We start from the raw sequence: 18,160 nt of genomic DNA, 5'->3' as shown, positions 1-18,160 counted from the left end.
AATTTAACGATAGGACTTGTGATAAAGCATCAAATCCTTACTTTTAAAGATTTTATGCATGTGGCAACATAGACTTCTAGTCATGTATTTAAAATTTATTAGGTCAATCACGTGATTTATATATTTATCATTTTGCTTATTTTATTCATTGCGTTTAGTTATAAATATGCGTGGTGGAAGCCGTCGATTGATTATAAACGTCCACGAATATTGATGTATCACATGATTCGTGAGCATATTGATGGGGCAAAATTTAATAAATTAAGAGTGAAGCCTGCCGAATTTGAAAAGCAAATTCGATATATGAAAGAGCAGGGATTTCATTTTGTTACGATGCATGAATTACGTGAAAATTGGGGCAATCATCCAGAAAAAACAGTGGCGATTACATTTGATGATGGTTACTTGGATAATCTGGAAAATGCTTATCCAATTTTAGAAAAATACCAAGCAAAAGCAACTATTTATGTGGTGGTAGATCGTCATGATCGTGATTGGTCAACCTATAAAAAAGCACATCATAATAGTGGTGAGTTGATGCACGAAGCTAAATTAAGTGATGAGCAGGTCCATTTTTTAGCAAATACGGGTCTGGTCGAAATTGGTTCTCATACAATGAGCCATGCAAATTTGGCAAAATTGACAGATCAACAATGTTTAGAGGAATTAAGTCTGTCTAAGCAGCAGTTAGAGCAAATGACTTCGCAAGAAGTGACCAGTTTTGCTTATCCATTTGGTATTTATTCTGACCGTGATGTAGAGATGGCAAAACAAGCAGGATATCGCAATGCCGTAACGACAAAAGAGGGAATTGATGATTTAACCCCTGATTTTTGGCAATTACAACGAATAAAAATAAGTGGCAAAGATGGCATGTTTGCTGTCAAACTCCGTTTAAAACTTGGCAAACGTGAGGGATAAGCATGCGCATAACGATGGTGATGGCAAGTGCCGAAGATGGTGGCTTGGAAAAGCATGTGATTGAACTGAGTAATGGTTTGTCTTTGGATCATCAAGTAAGTTTAATTGCGCATTTACGATATCGTGATCAAGTTGATTCTAAGGTTAATTTTATTGAAATGGATCTTAGCGGTAGTCGCTATAATCCATTTACAAAGATGAGATTAAAGCAGAAAATTTTGCAGTCTCAACCAGATGTTTTGCATGCGCATGCTTCAAAAACAGCAAAATTTTTACAAAACATGCTGAAAAACTTCAACTTTCCAAGTGTCGTGACGATGCATGGATTGAAAAGTAATATCAATGCATATTTGGCTTTCGACCAAATTATTGTTGTGAGTCAACGCTTAGCTGATGAGATCAATTTACCCAAAAAAGTGACGGTGATCCACAATGGCGTGACATTAACTGAACAGGCAAAGCCGTGGCTAAGAAATCGAAAATTTATTGCAATTGGGCGTTTAAATGAAGTGAAAGGTTTTGATGTGTTGATTGAAGCCTGGAAAGATATTTCACATGAATTGTTAATCGTTGGGGATGGTGAGGAAAAGTCAAAATTGCAGCAATTGATTGATCAATATCAGTTGAATGATCGTGTGAAATTGTATGGATATTCAGATCATATCCATGAGCAAATAAACCAGTCTGAAGCTTTAATTATTTCATCATTTCGTGAAGGTGGACCTTATACTTTAAGTGAAGCTTTATTGCTAAAGCGTCCTGTTATCGGTACTGATGTTGGTGTTTTGCCAGAGTTTATTCCGCAACAATTTATTTGTGCACCACATGATGTGCCAGCTTTAAATCAATTAATACATGATTATTTAAGTGAAAATAAGATAGAGCAGAAATTTGAAATGGCTTTTTCACAAGCTCAAGAAAAACTTAGCTTTAACAAGATGATCGAGCATACCCTAAGCCTGTATCAAAGATTAAAATCTTAAAATATATTTATTGAATAAAGTTGAAACTTCATTCAAAAAGTTAGATATCTTAGACTTGCTTATAGTGGATCAGCTGGATAAATTTTTTGAAAAAACTTTGAAAAATGGGTGGCATATAAGCAGAGCTAATAAATTTAGTGCTGACTTCATCTATGTTGAGCATTTTACAGAACATAATGCGATGATGTCCTTGATTTAATTTATCTTTTACACCCATAGAGCGACATAGCATGATGTGCATCGGGTAATTGAAATCGTAGCCATTTTCTTGAAATGAATGATAGAGTTTATCGTAGCGTTCTTGACGTTTATCTTCATCTAAGCGCCAGCGACGGTTAGTCCAATTATAAGCCGTTTCTGGCGTCTTAATATTTCTTTCTAGCTGATGATCAATAATATCTGTGAGTAAAATGCGATAGTTTTCTGAACTAAAATTTTGTCTTGTAGAACGTACTTTTTTAATAAATGAGCCAAAAAAATCAAATAAAAAACCATTGGTTTGAAATGCAAAACGGGTTTTTAGGCGTGTTTGTTTCAATATATTGGGTTCTTTTAGATAAATGATACTGTCTTTATATTGATTTTGTTCACAAGCCAACAATACCACGACATCACACGCTAAGCTTTGAATATCCAAATGTGGTGCTACATCTATGATCGCTAAGTGTTTTAAACTTTCTTGGTGAACATGGTAGGTTTCCGAAGATAGTCCAAACATCTCTTTCATAGTTAAGGCTCAAAAAAATTATGAAAATAATTATAGCATTATAAGCAATTTAGCAAAAATTTGAGTGAAATAAAAACTATAAAATTCTCATATTTTGATTTTTATTACTATATTTATTCATTAATTATTTAAAAACAATATCATTTGTGGTTAAATTTAAGAATTTATTAATTGGATTTTAAGTTTTTAAGAATTTATTTTAAAGTTGAGGTTGTTGTGACGAAGAATATTCGATACGTAGCTCTCGGTGGATGTAACACCATTGGAGAAGTAAACAATATGGGCTGTGCCTACCCTGAACAAATTGCAGAAAGTATGGGGTGGAGCCTAGAAAACTATGGTTATACGATGTGCAGTACACGTGAAGGGATGCAATTTTTTGATTTAAAAAATTGTAAAGATGCGGATGTGTTAAGTATCCAATATGGTGGTGTAGATTCTTGGTTGACGTTTAAGGGTTCACCATTTGTGCTTTATTATCCCGATAGCCCTTTCCGTAAATTTTTTCGAAAAATCGTTAAAAAAATTAAGAAAATTGCGAGAAAATTCAAATGGCACAAATTGGTTGGAAGTATCAATGTTGTGCCTAAAGACGAGTATCGAAAAAACTTGCAATATATGCTGAGTAAGAGTCAAGCAAAGATTATTCTATTGATAGATACTTATCCAAACCGTGATATGACCAGAGAAAAACGTATCATGGAATACAATGAAATATTGGAAGAATTAAGTGATAATAAACGTATTTTTCATGTAAAAAATTATGAAATTTTAAAGAAAGATATGAAGAAAAATTACGATGATTCAACCCATTTATCTAAGCAAGGACAAAATATAATTGCAGGCGAGTGTTTAGATAAAATAAAATCTATGACCTCAATATAAAATGGTTAATTATATTATTCATTGTTAGATTATTATAAAACAATAATACTTATATAAAATAACAAAATTGATTAAGCTTGCCCCATTTAAGTAGAAAACTTAAAAACTTTTTAGATGAAAAATTGAGTTAAAAATCTCATTGATTTTATCTAATTAGTTTTTTAAATTATGCGTAACAAAGATTAGTTAACTTTGATTTTAAAAGCAGCATTTAAGTTGTGATAAATAAATAACTTATATGCTGTGAACTGACAAGTTTTGCATAGTTGCTTAAGAGGGGACCAATGAACACCAATCAAAAACAAATTATTATATTGACCGATGGTCGTTCAGGACACGAAACTCAGTCTTTAGGAATAACTACAATCCTCAATAAAGATCAAGTTTTTGATGTTAAGTTTATAAAAATAAAAGAGATTTCTAGATTTAAAAAAATTATATTTAAGTTCTCCCTCAATTTATTTCCTAAAGAGTGGTTATTAGGCCAGTTATTTGATGTGGAACAATTTGAGCATTTAGACATTGATCAGATTGCCTATATTGTATCTGCTGGAGGTGATACTTTATTGCCGAATGCCGTATTAAAATCTTATCTAGTATCTGTCGGTGTCCATGTAAAAAATGTGATAGCAACTTCTTTACGTGGTATGCCAGAATCGGCTTTTGATGTGGTATTTACAATTGATAAAACCAAATCAGAAAAAAAACCTTATATATATTATCCTATTGCACCAAATAAGCTGTTAAGTTTTGACTTGGCAACAGATGAAAAGCTTGCAAGAGAAAGACTAGGTTTAGATCAAAATATAGGAGTTTGGTGTGTACTGATCGGTGCTAATTCACATGATGTCAGCATTGGTTCTGTAGAAGAATGGATTATTATGCTAGAAAAGTTAGCACAACAGTTTGCAGCTGATGTTTTCTATGTGTCGACTTCAAGAAGGACGCCGAAAAACTTTGAGCAATCTTTGAAGAATGTATTAAAACAATATAAGAATATTCACCTGATTTTAGTCGGGGAAGGTGATAAAACTCCAATTAAAGATTTAATGTATGCTGCAAATATGCTGATTTGTTCGCCTGACTCTACCTCCATGGTAAGTGAAAGTTTGATGTTAGGAAAACCTTTGTTTATTGCAAAGTTTGACAGTACTGATATGAATGATGAGTTTAAGCTTTTTTATGAAGATAAAATTTCAAATGGATGGTTGCGAATGGGCTTGGTAGATGGTGATAGTTTATTTGATGATTTGAAAGAATTTAACTATATAAATCATGCAAATAGCTTATATGAATTATTTGAAAATAGATTGAAAGATGTATAAGATATTTAAGTGTATTGTTGATATTCGACTAAGGACGATCATTTTATATATTTAGTCATTGTTAAGTATTACTCAGAGTGTGATGTTTTATTACTATTGAATATACTGATTGTATTTAGTTTATTTGGGCGTGTAATTTTCTTTTATTATAATTTGATTATATTTACTATTTCTGTGAAGTATCTATTAACATCGTTATAGTATAATAGTCGAAGAATCCTTTTTTTGAGTCATTTGGATATGAAGTTTCTTGTTACGGGTGGTGCTGGCTTTATCGGGTCAGCAGTGATTCGAAATATTATTGAGAATACAAATAATGAAGTGCTTAATGTTGATAAATTGACATATGCAGGAAATTTAGAATCATTAAAAGAAATTTCACAAGACTCACGTTACAAGTTTAGCCAAACAGATATCTGTGATCGTGCTGCTTTGGATCAACTTTTTGAAGAGTTTCAGCCTGATTTTGTTATGCATCTGGCTGCAGAGTCACATGTTGATCGTTCTATTTTGGGACCTGGGGCTTTTATTGAAACTAATATTGTTGGTACATATCAGTTACTTGAAGCAAGTCGTCATTATTGGTCAAATTTAAATAAAGATCGTCAAGAAACATTTCGTTTTCACCATATTTCGACTGATGAAGTATATGGTGACTTAGATGGAACCGATGATTTATTTACTGAAGATACCTCTTACGCTCCGAGTTCTCCTTATTCAGCAAGTAAAGCGAGTTCCGATCATTTAGTACGTGCATGGCATAGAACCTATGGAATGCCAACTATAGTAACAAATTGTTCTAATAATTATGGTCCTTTCCATTTTCCTGAAAAATTGATTCCTTTAGTCATTTTAAATGCGCTAAATGGTAAAGAATTGCCAATTTACGGGAAAGGTGAACAAATCCGTGATTGGTTATATGTTGAAGATCATGCGAGAGCTTTATATAAGGTCGTCACTGAAGGAAAAGTTGGGGAAACTTATAATATTGGTGGGCATAATGAAAAACAAAATATTGAAGTTGTAAAAACGATTTGTCATATTTTGGATCAGTTGAGACCACAAGAATCTCATCAGTCCTATGAAAATTTAATTACATTTGTGAAGGATCGCCCCGGTCATGATTTGAGATATGCCATTGATGCATCAAAGATTTATGATGAATTGGGTTGGAAGCCTTTAGAGACTTTTGAGTCAGGGATTCGAAAGACGGTTGAATGGTATTTAAATAATCAAGAATGGGTTGACCATATCAAAAGTGGTGAGTATCAATCTTGGCTCAATCAGCAATATAAAGGTTAATTATGAAAATTGTATTGCTAGGAAAAAATGGGCAAGTCGGTTGGGAGCTTCAAAGAGCCTTAGCACCACTGGGGCAGGTGATTGCCTTAGATCGAAGTCAGGTTGATGGATTCTGCGGAGACTTAAGTAATCCTGAAAAAGTGTACCAGTCTATTTTAGATATTTCTCCTGATGTCGTGATCAATGCAGCTGCATTTACGGCAGTGGACTTGGCTGAAAAAGAGCAGGAACAAGCAGACTTAATTAATCATCAAGCCGTTAAATATATTGCTCAGGCATGTCATAAAATCAATGCATTATTTGTTCATTATTCAACGGATTACGTTTTCAATGGGCAAGGTGATGTAGCGTTCCATGAAATGGATAAAATAGATCCATTAAATATTTATGGTAAAACAAAAGCGCTTGGTGAAGCTTCTATACAGCAGTCGGGGTGTAAATATTTAATTTTCAGAACATCTTGGGTGTTTGCAGTCAAAGGTAAAAATTTCTTAAAAACGATGCTGAATTTGGCACAACAAAAAGAAGAATTGTCTATTATTAATGATCAGATTGGTGCTCCAACTTCTGCTGAATTAATAGCCGATATTACTGCACATACTATAGCTCAGGTTATGCGAGATGATCATAAGCAAGGTATTTATCATCTTGTTGCAAGCGGGACAGTGTCCTGGTATGAATATGCGCGTTATATTTTTGAGCAAGCAAGATTAATTGGCGCTGAATTTCCATTAAAGCAGGTTCATCCAATCGCGACTACAGCATATCCAACTCCAGCTAAAAGACCATTAAATTCTAGATTAGAAAATCAAAAAATCCAGCAAACTTTTAATTTACATCTTCCTGCATGGCAACAAGGTGTAAAGCGCGCAATCGTGGAGCTATTTGACAAATGATAAAAAAACGTAAAGGCATAATTTTAGCTGGCGGTTCTGGTACACGTTTGCATCCAATTACCAAAGGCGTATCGAAACAGCTCTTACCAATTTATGATAAACCGATGATTTATTATCCGTTATCTGTCTTGATGTTGGCTGGAATCCAAGAAATTTTGATTATTTCAACACCTGAAGATTTGCCAAATTTTGAGAAACTTTTAGGTAATGGTGCCGATTTCGGTATAAAGCTAAGTTATAAAGTACAGCCGACTCCTGATGGTTTGGCTCAGGCATTTTTAATTGGTGAAGAGTTTATTGGCCAAGATGATGTATGCCTGATTTTAGGTGACAACATTTATTATGGTCAAAGTTTTGGTAAACAACTTGAAACTGCAAATAATCGTGAAAATGGGGCAACCGTTTTTGGTTACCATGTGACAGACCCTGAGCGTTTTGGTGTGGTTGAATTTGACCAATCAGGTAAAGTGTTAAGTATTGCTGAAAAGCCTACGCAACCAAAATCGAACTATGCTGTTACAGGCCTATATTTTTATGACAATCGTGTGATTGAATTTGCAAAGCAGGTTCAGCCATCCGAGCGTGGTGAGCTTGAGATTACAGATATTAATAATGCTTACCTAAAAGATGGTTCACTCAATGTTGAATTACTCGGAAGAGGTTTTGCATGGTTGGATACAGGCACACATGAGTCTTTGCTAGAGGCTGGACAATTTGTATATACCATTGAAAAACGCCAATCTTTAAAAGTTGCTTGTTTAGAAGAAATCGGATTTCATAATGGTTGGATCGATCGAGATCAGTTGAAATCTTCTGCTGAGAAACTCAGTAAAACTGAATATGGGCAATATCTTTACAAATTATTGGATGAATCAAAATGAAGGTTGAACAAACAAAAATTGAAGGGTTATTAATTATTCATCCAACAGTTTTTGGTGATGATCGTGGTTGGTTTATGGAAAGTTTTAACCAGCAACGATTTGCAAATGCATTACAAGAATTGGGTTTAGATGTACCTGAGTTTGTTCAGGATAATCATTCTTTGTCACAAACTGGAGTTTTGCGAGGTTTACATTATCAAAATGCACCGTATGCACAAGGTAAACTAGTCCGTGTAGTACAAGGTAAGGCTTGGGATGTTGCAGTTGATATCCGTAAAGATTCAAAGACTTATGGTCAGTGGGTGGGTATCGAATTAAGTGCTCAAAATAAGACAATGTTTTGGATTCCAGAAGGATTTGCACATGGTTTTATTGCACTTGAAGACAACACACAATTTTTATATAAAGCGACAAATTATTATGATAAAGAAAGTGAAGGCGCTATTCTTTGGGATGATCCAAGCTTAGCTATTGAATGGCCATTAGAAAATATCGCAGAAGTCTTAGTCAGTGATAAAGACAAAATCGCAGATGCATTTCATTTATTGAAATAAAGGGGTTAATAGATGATAGATTGTATTTCTATCTATCATCTATTTATTTAATACCTTTTAAGTGCATTTATTAAAATAATGTATGCTCAATAATTTAAGCATGCATTATATTTTGATTAACTTTTAATTTGTTCTTTAATTTTTTGAAGGCTTTTTTCGCTCATTGAAGAATAACTAAAGTTACAACAATTTCTATTCCAAATCGTTGATGGAATATTTTCCTTATGTTCAACAAGATAGGGTAGTGTTGTTATCACGTTGAGTTCTGATTTTTGTTCTATATAGCGATCAATAGCATTGCAATCTAGATTAAGATTTTTTTCGTTCCACTCTAAAATATAATCATAAATTGAGTGATGATAAATATCGCAGATTCAAATCCCAAGTGCAACACACTTGTAGTTAGTTGAAAAAGTTAGGTGTATTCATAGAATCATTAGACTTTTTCAACTCGCAATTGGAAAGCACACAATGAAGAAATACACCCAACTTTCTCAAGATGAAAGATACGAAATTTATGCTACTTTGAAAAGTAAAAGTTCAATCGCTAGCCTTGCTCGGGAGTTAGGGCGTTCACGATCAACCATCTACCGTGAGTTAAAAAGAAATACTGGGCAACGTGGATATAGAGCTCAACAGGCAGCGAAATTTGCAAGTCAAAGACGGTACCATCCTTCATCATCCATGACAGCATTTGCCTTCGCTTATATTGATTACTTAATTGGCTTAGACTGGTCACCAGAACAAATTTCAGGTGCTTTAACACAACGCGGTTGGCTGGATGTACCTTCACATGAGTGGATTTACCAGCACATTTATCAAGATAAATCACAAGGAGGTAACCTCCATCTACACTTAAGGCATCAGAAGAAATATCGAAAACGAGGTTACAAAAACACGGATCGTAGAGGGCAAATCATTGATAAAACAAGTATTCATTGCCGAGACCAGGTCATTGATCAGCGACAACGTTTAGGAGATTTCGAAGGTGATACGGTGATTGGTAAACATCATAAAGGAGCTTTATTAACCCTCGTTGATCGAAAGAGCCTGTACGTACATATTGTTCATTTAGGGTCAACGAGAGCATCCTCTAAAACGATTACTTGTGCATTAGATCGTTTACGAATGAGCCATGCTTATAGTGTAACATTTGATAATGGAAAGGAATTTGCCGAACACAAAAGAATTACTGATGTCGGCATAGATACTTATTTTGCTGATCCTTACAAGTCTATTCAGCGAGCTAGAAATGAAAATACGAATGGTTTAATCCGGCAATATCTGCCAAAATCATCATCGTTTGATGACGTGTCAAACGATGAAATAGAGCAGATAGAATTTTCACTCAACCATCGTCCTAGAAAAACACTAGGCTGGTATACGCCAAGTGAAGTTATGGCTGGTTTTTATACTGTTGCACTTGCTGCTTGAATCCGCCTATTGAATAACATACCAGTTGTTTTGGTTAACGCTATATAAGTAAAGTTACTATCTTTGTCTATTGGTTCTATGGCTGATGAATCATCCAAATCTGTTACATGACCTGAAAATATATCCCATTGATGCGTTCGCTTATCTAGAAACTGATTTATATCTTCAAACTTTTCTTTAAATCCTTGAGGTAATAGAACATCATCTTCACATATCGTAATATTCGGTAGCTTATTATCTTTTGCATAACGAATAATATATTTATAACTCATACCACAGCCAATCCATGGTTTGGTATGACGAATGCCGGGGAAACACCAGATCTCAGAATATTTCTCTAACTCTTTACAAAACTCTTGTTTTCTTTCAATAGATTCAGGAAGACCCAGTGACCAAAAATTAGATTGGGGTTGCCACAGTTTATGCGTGTTTTCATAGAAAAAATCAAAACTGATTAAATCAAGTGAAAGGAGTACACGATAGAAATAATAGTTGAATGGACTATGTTGTTGCTGTATATATTTTGAAATACGTGATTTAGCTTGTTCAAACTCATTGATATTATTTAAGTAATAACTTATTCGCGTTATCATTTGATTTATATCACCAACATCAACAAAGTCGATCAGATTTATTAAATCGGTATGTTGATTAAAGTCTGCACTTTTTTCTGAAATAACAAAAGCATGATTTGATAAACATTCATAAAGTCTGGTTGTTTCAAGTAAAGCATCTTCATAGTAGTGTATATTGACAACGATTTTACTTTTTCTGATTTCATGCCAAATCTCATTACCAAAAGCATTATTAACGATTTTAATTTTAAAATGTTTACTTAGCTCTTTAATATACTCTTGTCGACGTTGATTATTTGTATCTCCATAAAAAAGCACATCATATTCATACTCACGGTGACTTTCTCTGTCTAGTTGGATAGGGGAAATAGGAAGATAATATAATTGTGAAAATGGAAGTTTGCTAGTTAAATATTCAATGTTATGAAGTGAGTAATCAACAACTAATAATGAGTTTTTTAACTTTACCATTTGCTTCTGAGTAAACCATCGGTCTGAAACAGTTTGTTCTAATTGGAAGGCAATATATGTTTTGGGAAGTTTTTTATAATACTGAGGGCAAATGACAATATATAAATCATCGTCATTGTATTTAATTTCTGTTTCTTTAATCGTGATTTTAAAGTGAAGGTCTGTTTTTTTAAGTGCATTCACAATTAATTCAGCAATAAAACATGTATGTGGTGTTGCTAATATTTGAATGGTTTTATTTTCTCTCTTTTTCCATTGTTCTAAATTCGCAAGGTTTTGGAATTTTTTCCATAAATAACGAGTAGACTCTAAATTATATTGATTGAAATGGCGTCTAAACAACTGCCAGCATTTACCAAGGCTTTTTTGGTCTTGGTATAAATATCTGAAAGTTTTTATCAGGTCGCTCATAAGATACTCTAATTGATGTGAATATTGTTGAATAAAGTATGTTTAATTATGTAGTGCTATTTAAAATTGCCTGTGAGAATTTTATAAGGAGCAACAAAGAAAGTTGCAATTATAAATTGGATAATCAGCAGTATTATGTAAAATGGTAATATATACCAAGATAATGTTTTAAATGCAGTTAAACTTGTTGGTATGATTTTATCATAATAATGCCGCCTTATAGCAAGTGACGCATTTTTTCTCAGATCTTGATTTAACTTTTTCTGATTTAAAACATAAATAAGCTCAGCATTTATATTTTTCTTTCGATATGTATTTAGAAAGTCAGACATATTTTCACGAAATAAAATCACTTGTCTACGCACTTCAAAATGATCTTTTTTTTGTCGAGCTTGTGCAATAACACTCGTATTGTGATATCTGAAATAATTTAGACATTCATGTGAAAAGAAAATATCTCCTTGGGTGACTATTTTTGACCAAATTTCCCAATCCCCAATGAATTTTAAGCTTGCATTTGCACCACCAACATCAAGATAGCTTTGTTTTTTAAATATGACACCGCTAGCATTGGGGATAGTATTTTGATTATTTAAAAACCTAGCAAAATATTCTAAACCAGACATAGAAAAATCATTTTCGAAAAGAATAGGATCTACAGCATCTGTGAAATCCTTCCAAGTACCTGTAACTTGTCCCTCAGCATTCATACGATTTGATTGACTATAGGCTAATACTAACTGGGGATTTTTATCAAACTGTGGCACAAGTTTCGCTAAGAAATTAAGATCGGCAACGTCATCAGATTCTGCAATCCAGATCAAGTCACCTTTAGCTAATTGAATACCTTTATTCCATTGAGCAAAGGTAGAGCCTGAATTTTTTTCATTGATAATACAGTGTGAGACTTTTGGATGGTGGCTATATTGCTTTAAAATTTCAGCACTATGGTCTGGTGAAAGATCATCCAATAAAATTACTTCGAAATCTTCAAAATTCTGATTTAGAATGCTTTCAATCCGTGCTTCAAGATAAGGAGCATGGTTATAGCTAGGGACAATGACACTGACGAACACGAGAATAAGAGCCTTTAAATATCGGTTTTTAGGAGAGTAAAATTTCGGATAGATAGATCAACCTATGTTTATAGGTATGATTTTTTTGAACTTTATTCATTGCGGATGCAGCATCAATACTCGATTGATTTAACACGTGTTGTAATTCTTCTGCTGAAGAAAAAGTAATAATATCTTGCTCAAGGTCAAAGGAATATTTTAGATCTTCTACAAATTCACTTACGAGAATACTTCCACATGCAGGCGCTTCAAAACAGCGCATATTCATACCTTGACGAATATTTTTTTTGTTTATTAGATTTAAAACATAACGATGCTGGCGATAAAGTTCAGCAACTTGATTTAAGGGAATATTATGAGGGTGAATTGTACATTTGGCTTTTTTCAATTGATCCCATCCTTTTCCGTAAATACTCATTGGAATAGGTATTTGTTCAATTAATTCTTGGCGATTTGGACTCCATGCTCCAATAAAGAGTAGGCGATCAGATTTTTTAGAATCATTTTCATAAAAAATTTTAGGATTATAAGCAAGCGGGAGGTAGGTTGTATGATCTATTCCAATCTGCTTTGCATCATCTATAAATGTAGAATCTGTAAAGCAAAATAAATCAATGACATCTTTTGCAACCGCTAATCGTTGATCAAAAAAATCTCCTATCCAATGTACTTTTTTTGCATTTGATTGAGACAAGACATTTAAAATAGGTGCATCAAAATAAAATAGGTCAGCAATCAAAATTAAATCAGGTTGAAATGATTTAATTTTATTGTTTAATAATCGTGCAGTATATTTGCTTTTATTCAGAATAATTTTTTTTATGAGTCTTTCTTTACTATTGTTATGATTTAAAGCAAATCCTTGAATCTCCATGTTTAAATTTGACGTGTCGATATCAAGGATATTTTCAAACCATTGTAATATGCCATTTCTTTTACCGATAACAAGAATTTTTTTCTTTGGCATTATTGTTTATCCGCATTTCCTTTAATTACGATATAGATCAATGCACCAAAAATAAGAAATGCGCCACCAAAAGCACTTAGGCAGAAATAAAGAATTCGATGATATGTATCCAAACCAAACAATTGATGGTTAATAATATATTGCACAAAAGCCCATTGAATGACTGCAAATGCAATAATAATAATGGAATGACGACGAACATCAGGACGCATAGCCATGGGAGATATTCCTAAAAATTGAACCCGAACATTATGCCATTTTAGTGATGTGATCACAAATAATGCTTGTATTCTAAGTGTTTAAAAGTAGGGTAGTTCAACTACATTACCTATTTATTTATCAAATATCAGAAGCTTAAATTTTCAATGCTGAATTGGTTTTTATTGCGGATCTATTTATTTTAGAGCTTAAACGAATTGCATCCATAATGATAAAGTTATTTACAATATTCAAAGTATGACAACCATCATCAAGTTTATTCCACTCTGATGAAATTTTTTCGATGAATTTTTCACTATATTGTGTCGGGCTAAGTTCGATGATCTCCCTTAACTCCAGTTCTGCACCGTAACGTTTTAGCGAATTTTGTACTGGTCGTATAAGTTTGTCATTATGATAAAAAGGTATACCTGCCATTCGCTGGTTGAGTAGGCCTTTACATACAGGATTTTGTGGGTGAGCTTTCCAGTCCGGATTGAGTAAATCTTCAGTATAAAAAAGATCTAGATGATTACCGAATTTTTTGCATTTTTGGCGAAGGGAGGTAAATAAGTACCAATAGCCTTCGTGAAAAAATGGAATAGAATCGACTGCAATAACATCTTCCATCAAATTACTATGTTTTTCCCACTCATATGGAAATTTGTTTGACTTCCATAATTCAATTGTATGATTTTTAAAGCTTTCTGGAACCATATACCATTCCTCAGCAATCTTGAAAACGCATGGGAAAGATAGGTGGTAATCTAGCTTCATGATCGGCTGTGGTTGAGTATATGTACCATCTTTAAATATCTCAATGACTGAAATAAATCCATCTGGGTGAGTATTATTAATTTCTTCAATAAAAATATATTCTCGATTTTCATGTTGAGCATAAAAACCATCTGCATATAGATAATCACTTGAAGTAGGGTGAATTTCATATAAATTTTGTATTTGTGATTTGATATCTTGGTTTGGGTCTATCCATCCAAAACGAATATACCAATGAGAATTATATTTCCGCTCTTGTAGCTTATTTAAAAGCTTATATATTTTTTTCTTTAGGTATTGGATGAAATACATTTTAGGACAATATGAAGAAATAATGGAATAATTGTATTTATTTTTTTTCATAAAAAGAATGATGCTCTTATATATTATTTTTCATCTTTTAAATATAAATGAATGTTTTATGGTTTGTATAAAGGTATAAATATTTTAGTAATGTAAAAAGATATTTATGGTCTGTTGATATTGTATTAAATAAATAATCATAAAAAAGCCCTGCTTAGTGCAGGGCTTTTTTATCAAAAAAAGCTTAAGCTTCTTTTCCTTCAGCCTTTGGTTTTTCACGTAAACGTAAACCTAAGTCACGAAGTTGATTTGCTTCAACTGGAGCAGGTGCTTGAGTCAATGGACATTCCGCTGTTTTAGTTTTAGGGAATGCAATCACATCACGAATAGAAGATGCACCAGTCATGAGCATCACTAAACGGTCAAGACCAAATGCCAAACCACCGTGAGGAGGAGCACCGAATTTAAGTGCATTGAGCAAGAAGCTGAATTTTTCTTCGGCTTCTTCTTCACCGATACCAAGTGCTTCAAAAATAGCTTTTTGCATTTCTAAAGTATAGATACGAAGTGAACCACCACCGATTTCAGTACCATTCAGCACCATGTCATAAGCAACTGAAAGTGCTTGACCTGGATTGTTTTTCACATCTTCAACGCTTGATTTTGGAAGTGTGAATGGGTGGTGAACAGAAGTCCATTTGCCATCATCAGTTTCTTCAAACATTGGGAAGTCGACAACCCATAAAGGTGCCCATTCTTTAGTTGAAAGTTTCATGTCATGACCAATTTTGACACGAAGCGCGCCCATTGCATCATTTACAACTTTTGCTTTATCAGCACCAAAGAATACGATATCACCATTTTCAGCACCAACACGTTTCAATAGATCAAGCACGATTGGCTCGATGAATTTAACGATTGGAGATTGAAGACCTTCGATACCTTTTTCAAGTTCGTTGACTTTGATATAAGCCAAACCTTTCGCACCGTAGATACCTACAAATTTTGTATATTCGTCGATTTGGCTACGTGGAAGAGAACCTGCACCCGGTACGCGAAGTGCAACAATACGACCTTTAGGATCTTTTGCAGGACCAGCAAATACTTTGAACTCAACGTCTTGCATCAAATCAGCAACGTCAACAAGTTTCAAAGGAATACGCATATCTGGTTTATCAGATGCATAATCACGCATCGCATCTGCATAAGTCATACGTTCGAATTTGTCGAATTTCACGCCAAGAAGGTCGTTAAATAATTTAACAGTCATACCTTCCATCAAATCCATAATGTCATCATCAGTTAAGAATGATGTTTCAATATCGATTTGGGTAAATTCTGGTTGACGGTCAGCACGTAAGTCTTCGTCACGGAAACATTTTGCGATTTGGTAATAACGATCAATACCACCCACCATTAACAATTGTTTGAATAATTGTGGTGATTGTGGAAGAGCATAGAAGCTACCATTTGAAACACGACTTGGAACGAGGTAGTCACGTGCACCTTCTGGAGTTGCACGAGTCAAGATCGGTGTTTCAACATCCAAGAAACCATTTTCATCAAGATAGTTACGGATCAAAGTCGTTACTTTTGAACGGAAACGTAAGCGATCTAACATTTCTGGACGACGGATGTCTAAGAAACGATATTTTAAACGAACATCTTCAGATACGTTTACATTTTCATCGTTTAATGGGAATGGCGGAGTTTCAGAAGATGCAAGAACTTCAATTTCTTTGCCTAAAACTTCGATTTGACCACTCACCATATTTGCATTTTCAGTGCCTTCATAGCGACGACGAACACGACCTGTAATTTTTAATACATATTCAGAACGTGCTTTATCAGCTGTTGCAAATGCTTCTGGAGTATCTGGGTCGATAACCACTTGAACGAGACCGTCACGGTCACGCATATCAAGGAAAATCACACCACCGTGGTCACGACGACGGTGTACCCAACCGCAGAGAGTTACTGTTTGATCAATTTGGGCTTCTGTTAATGAGCCGCAATAGTGAGTTCGCATCATAGCGCAAAAAATCCAACTATATGGGTTATGAAAAAGCGAATACGTAAACAGCGTACCGCCTTAAAAGTAATGTACGATTATGCCTCTTTGAGCCATGACTCTCAAGGACTAGCGATAAAAACATCATTTTTTGTTTAAGATGATCTAGATATATTGACGAATTTTCAAAATCGAAAAGACATTTAGCGCATGTATAACAGTATCATTTCAAGTCTAGTCGATTGTCATGACATGGTTTGGTCAACCTAGGTCTTTACGCTCAATAAAAACTCTAAATACCAAGCAGAGTAGAGTGAAACAAATAAGTGCGCCTTGTGAAAAGAACTTGAAGAAAAATCCAAATACATCATAAAGATCATTACTCTGGGGAATAAAACCCGTATTTTTTGCTATATAAATGTAGTAAATACAACCGACTATAGAAGAAAAAATAAGGATAAATATCCCAGTATTTTTCATTAAATGAGAGTTTGTTAAAGCAATTTTATATTTAAAATAATAATGCAAGGTCATCCATGCTAGAAATGGCAATGCAATAGCGGAGGAAGCGATCTGTAAAACCCGATGCATAGGATAAATTGTAGAAAAAATGTGAACTGGACGAGCCAAAAAACTCTGAAATGCCAAGGTTCTAAAATCTAAATGAGTTAAACCATCCCAAATAATATGCGTACAGGTTCCAACTATGATAGCAATACACATCATGAGGATAAATTTAAAATACGCTAAGCTTGAGTCGAGTTGCAGGTCATCTTTGATGGCTAAAATTTTATAAATAACGGGTCGATATAAGCCATACCACAATAAGCAAAAAAATAACCCAACCCATAAATCAGGTTGAATCAGCCCTTTAAATTGATGATTTACAAGGATCTCTGTTTTACTCATGATGCGATATAAATCAGGCGTCATTGTACCTATTGCAACTGCTGCGATGGGCAAACGTTGACCACTTAATTTAGAGATAGGAGGGGCTAAAACAGCATGTGATAATGTGAAGGGCATAATATAAAAAGGATTGAAGACATCAATATAATACGTGATCATATTTAAATTAATGATTTTTTTTGTAATGTAAAATATTCACTTAAGTAAGTGAGTGAAATAAAATGTATGTAGGAAATATCATTTCATTTCTGTGTAAAAATATAATTAATAGATAGAAATTGACTTTTATAAATGTATTTACTAAGGAGGGTATTAATTTTTATAATATGATTCCGATCTAATATATTTGATCATTCGCATAAATGGATTTTAGGTTAAGGTGATATTTTACAATGAACTTTCTTCTCCTTTCTTAAAAGATCGGGAACATGTTCGCAAGGCGGATTCTATTATAAATTTACTCTTATCCTAACCTTTTACTCACTAAGTCTTGCACTGCGATCAAAGCAGTGCTTTGATTTTTGCTCAAGGAGAAGAGTCTTTCTATATTCATT

17 protein-coding genes are annotated in these 18,160 nt (G+C 33.8%); 9 read left to right on the top strand and 8 right to left on the bottom strand.

Going from position 1 to position 18,160, the window contains the following annotated elements:
• Window positions 1–111 precede the first annotated feature (111 nt).
• Together F960_RS15880 and F960_RS15875 are read left to right on the top strand one after the other, a co-directional pair.
• Window positions 112–921, top strand: a complete 810-nt coding sequence (locus F960_RS15880) for a polysaccharide deacetylase family protein (RefSeq protein ID WP_004867437.1) — start codon at window positions 112–114, stop codon at window positions 919–921.
• Window positions 922–923: 2 nt separating this feature from the next.
• Window positions 924–1,904 (top strand): glycosyltransferase family 4 protein, encoded by a 981-nt coding sequence (locus F960_RS15875; RefSeq protein WP_004867435.1) that lies wholly within the window; start codon window positions 924–926, stop codon window positions 1,902–1,904.
• A gap of 49 nt (window positions 1,905–1,953) precedes the next feature.
• Here the strand turns inward: F960_RS15875 and F960_RS15870 are convergent, their stop codons facing one another.
• The gene (locus F960_RS15870; RefSeq protein ID WP_004867433.1) at window positions 1,954–2,631 is read right to left on the bottom strand and encodes a hypothetical protein; all 678 of its coding nucleotides are present in this window, start codon (window positions 2,629–2,631) and stop codon (window positions 1,954–1,956) included.
• Between the two features lie 216 nt (window positions 2,632–2,847).
• On the opposite strand from F960_RS15870, the gene F960_RS15865 reads away from it, so the two are divergent.
• From F960_RS15865 to F960_RS15835, 7 genes are all read left to right on the top strand, one after another.
• On the top strand, window positions 2,848–3,516 hold the full coding sequence (locus F960_RS15865) for an SGNH/GDSL hydrolase family protein (protein WP_004867430.1): 669 nt from the start codon (window positions 2,848–2,850) through the stop codon (window positions 3,514–3,516).
• Between the two features lie 284 nt (window positions 3,517–3,800).
• On the top strand, window positions 3,801–4,841 hold the full coding sequence (locus F960_RS15860) for an ELM1/GtrOC1 family putative glycosyltransferase (protein ID WP_004867427.1): 1,041 nt from the start codon (window positions 3,801–3,803) through the stop codon (window positions 4,839–4,841).
• Between the two features lie 240 nt (window positions 4,842–5,081).
• On the top strand, window positions 5,082–6,143 hold the full coding sequence (gene rfbB, locus F960_RS15855) for a dTDP-glucose 4,6-dehydratase (protein WP_004867424.1): 1,062 nt from the start codon (window positions 5,082–5,084) through the stop codon (window positions 6,141–6,143).
• 2 nt (window positions 6,144–6,145) lie between these two features.
• The gene (rfbD, locus tag F960_RS15850; protein WP_004867423.1) at window positions 6,146–7,039 is read left to right on the top strand and encodes a dTDP-4-dehydrorhamnose reductase; all 894 of its coding nucleotides are present in this window, start codon (window positions 6,146–6,148) and stop codon (window positions 7,037–7,039) included.
• On the top strand, window positions 7,036–7,920 hold the full coding sequence (gene rfbA / locus F960_RS15845; RefSeq protein WP_004867421.1) for a glucose-1-phosphate thymidylyltransferase RfbA: 885 nt from the start codon (window positions 7,036–7,038) through the stop codon (window positions 7,918–7,920). Before rfbD ends, rfbA begins: the two co-directional genes overlap by 4 nt.
• Window positions 7,917–8,474 (top strand): dTDP-4-dehydrorhamnose 3,5-epimerase, encoded by a 558-nt coding sequence (rfbC, locus tag F960_RS15840; RefSeq protein ID WP_004867419.1) that lies wholly within the window; start codon window positions 7,917–7,919, stop codon window positions 8,472–8,474. The genes rfbA and rfbC overlap by 4 nt, the downstream gene beginning before the upstream one ends.
• 471 nt (window positions 8,475–8,945) lie before the next feature.
• Entirely contained in the window at window positions 8,946–9,908 is a 963-nt protein-coding gene (locus F960_RS15835) for an IS30 family transposase (RefSeq protein WP_004854881.1), read from the top strand.
• On the opposite strand, the gene F960_RS15830 is transcribed toward F960_RS15835, so the two are convergent.
• The 7 genes from F960_RS15830 to F960_RS15800 all read right to left on the bottom strand — a co-directional run bounded on the left by F960_RS15830 (window position 9,884) and on the right by F960_RS15800 (window position 17,723).
• Window positions 9,884–11,365, bottom strand: a complete 1,482-nt coding sequence (locus F960_RS15830) for a glycosyltransferase family 25 protein (RefSeq protein ID WP_004867417.1) — start codon at window positions 11,363–11,365, stop codon at window positions 9,884–9,886. The two genes, F960_RS15835 and F960_RS15830, sit on opposite strands and share 25 nt — an antisense overlap.
• A 56-nt stretch (window positions 11,366–11,421) precedes the next feature.
• Window positions 11,422–12,441, bottom strand: coding sequence for a glycosyltransferase (locus tag F960_RS15825; protein WP_004867415.1), 1,020 nt, complete (start codon window positions 12,439–12,441; stop codon window positions 11,422–11,424).
• Between the two features lie 28 nt (window positions 12,442–12,469).
• Window positions 12,470–13,408 (bottom strand): CgeB family protein, encoded by a 939-nt coding sequence (locus F960_RS15820; RefSeq protein WP_004867412.1) that lies wholly within the window; start codon window positions 13,406–13,408, stop codon window positions 12,470–12,472.
• Window positions 13,408–13,626, bottom strand: a complete 219-nt coding sequence (locus tag F960_RS15815) for a hypothetical protein (protein WP_004867409.1) — start codon at window positions 13,624–13,626, stop codon at window positions 13,408–13,410. The genes F960_RS15820 and F960_RS15815 overlap by 1 nt, the downstream gene beginning before the upstream one ends.
• 136 nt (window positions 13,627–13,762) lie before the next feature.
• Window positions 13,763–14,695: a glucosamine inositolphosphorylceramide transferase family protein gene (locus F960_RS15810; RefSeq protein ID WP_042072551.1), complete on the bottom strand. Its 933-nt coding sequence runs from the start codon at window positions 14,693–14,695 to the stop codon at window positions 13,763–13,765.
• 235 nt (window positions 14,696–14,930) lie between these two features.
• Entirely contained in the window at window positions 14,931–16,718 is a 1,788-nt protein-coding gene (aspS, locus tag F960_RS15805) for an aspartate--tRNA ligase (protein WP_004867403.1), read from the bottom strand.
• A gap of 240 nt (window positions 16,719–16,958) precedes the next feature.
• Window positions 16,959–17,723, bottom strand: a complete 765-nt coding sequence (locus F960_RS15800; protein ID WP_035373356.1) for a DUF4184 family protein — start codon at window positions 17,721–17,723, stop codon at window positions 16,959–16,961.
• Window positions 17,724–18,160: the final 437 nt, after the last annotated feature.

It is taken from the genome of Acinetobacter gerneri DSM 14967 = CIP 107464 = MTCC 9824 (genome assembly GCF_000368565.1).
In the GTDB taxonomy this organism is placed as follows: domain Bacteria; phylum Pseudomonadota; class Gammaproteobacteria; order Pseudomonadales; family Moraxellaceae; genus Acinetobacter; species Acinetobacter gerneri.
Note: the sequence above shows the minus strand (reverse complement) of the source record. Positions and strands in the feature narration are given on the sequence as shown.

Excerpts from the sequence above, each read along its gene's own strand:
- rfbA (WP_004867421.1), top strand. The coding sequence starts at position 7,036 with ATGATAAAAAAACGTAAAGGCATAATTTTAGCTGGCGGTTCTGGTACA.
- F960_RS15875 (WP_004867435.1), top strand. The coding sequence starts at position 924 with ATGCGCATAACGATGGTGATGGCAAGTGCCGAAGATGGTGGCTTGGAA.
- F960_RS15810 (WP_042072551.1), bottom strand. The coding sequence starts at position 14,695 with ATGTATTTCATCCAATACCTAAAGAAAAAAATATATAAGCTTTTAAAT.
- F960_RS15835 (WP_004854881.1), top strand. The coding sequence starts at position 8,946 with ATGAAGAAATACACCCAACTTTCTCAAGATGAAAGATACGAAATTTAT.
- rfbD (WP_004867423.1), top strand. The coding sequence starts at position 6,146 with ATGAAAATTGTATTGCTAGGAAAAAATGGGCAAGTCGGTTGGGAGCTT.
- aspS (WP_004867403.1), bottom strand. The coding sequence starts at position 16,718 with ATGATGCGAACTCACTATTGCGGCTCATTAACAGAAGCCCAAATTGAT.
- rfbC (WP_004867419.1), top strand. The coding sequence starts at position 7,917 with ATGAAGGTTGAACAAACAAAAATTGAAGGGTTATTAATTATTCATCCA.
- F960_RS15820 (WP_004867412.1), bottom strand. The coding sequence starts at position 13,408 with ATGCCAAAGAAAAAAATTCTTGTTATCGGTAAAAGAAATGGCATATTA.
- F960_RS15860 (WP_004867427.1), top strand. The coding sequence starts at position 3,801 with ATGAACACCAATCAAAAACAAATTATTATATTGACCGATGGTCGTTCA.
- rfbB (WP_004867424.1), top strand. The coding sequence starts at position 5,082 with ATGAAGTTTCTTGTTACGGGTGGTGCTGGCTTTATCGGGTCAGCAGTG.
- F960_RS15800 (WP_035373356.1), bottom strand. The coding sequence starts at position 17,723 with ATGCCCTTCACATTATCACATGCTGTTTTAGCCCCTCCTATCTCTAAA.
- F960_RS15815 (WP_004867409.1), bottom strand. The coding sequence starts at position 13,626 with ATGGCTATGCGTCCTGATGTTCGTCGTCATTCCATTATTATTATTGCA.
- F960_RS15870 (WP_004867433.1), bottom strand. The coding sequence starts at position 2,631 with ATGAAAGAGATGTTTGGACTATCTTCGGAAACCTACCATGTTCACCAA.
- F960_RS15830 (WP_004867417.1), bottom strand. The coding sequence starts at position 11,365 with ATGAGCGACCTGATAAAAACTTTCAGATATTTATACCAAGACCAAAAA.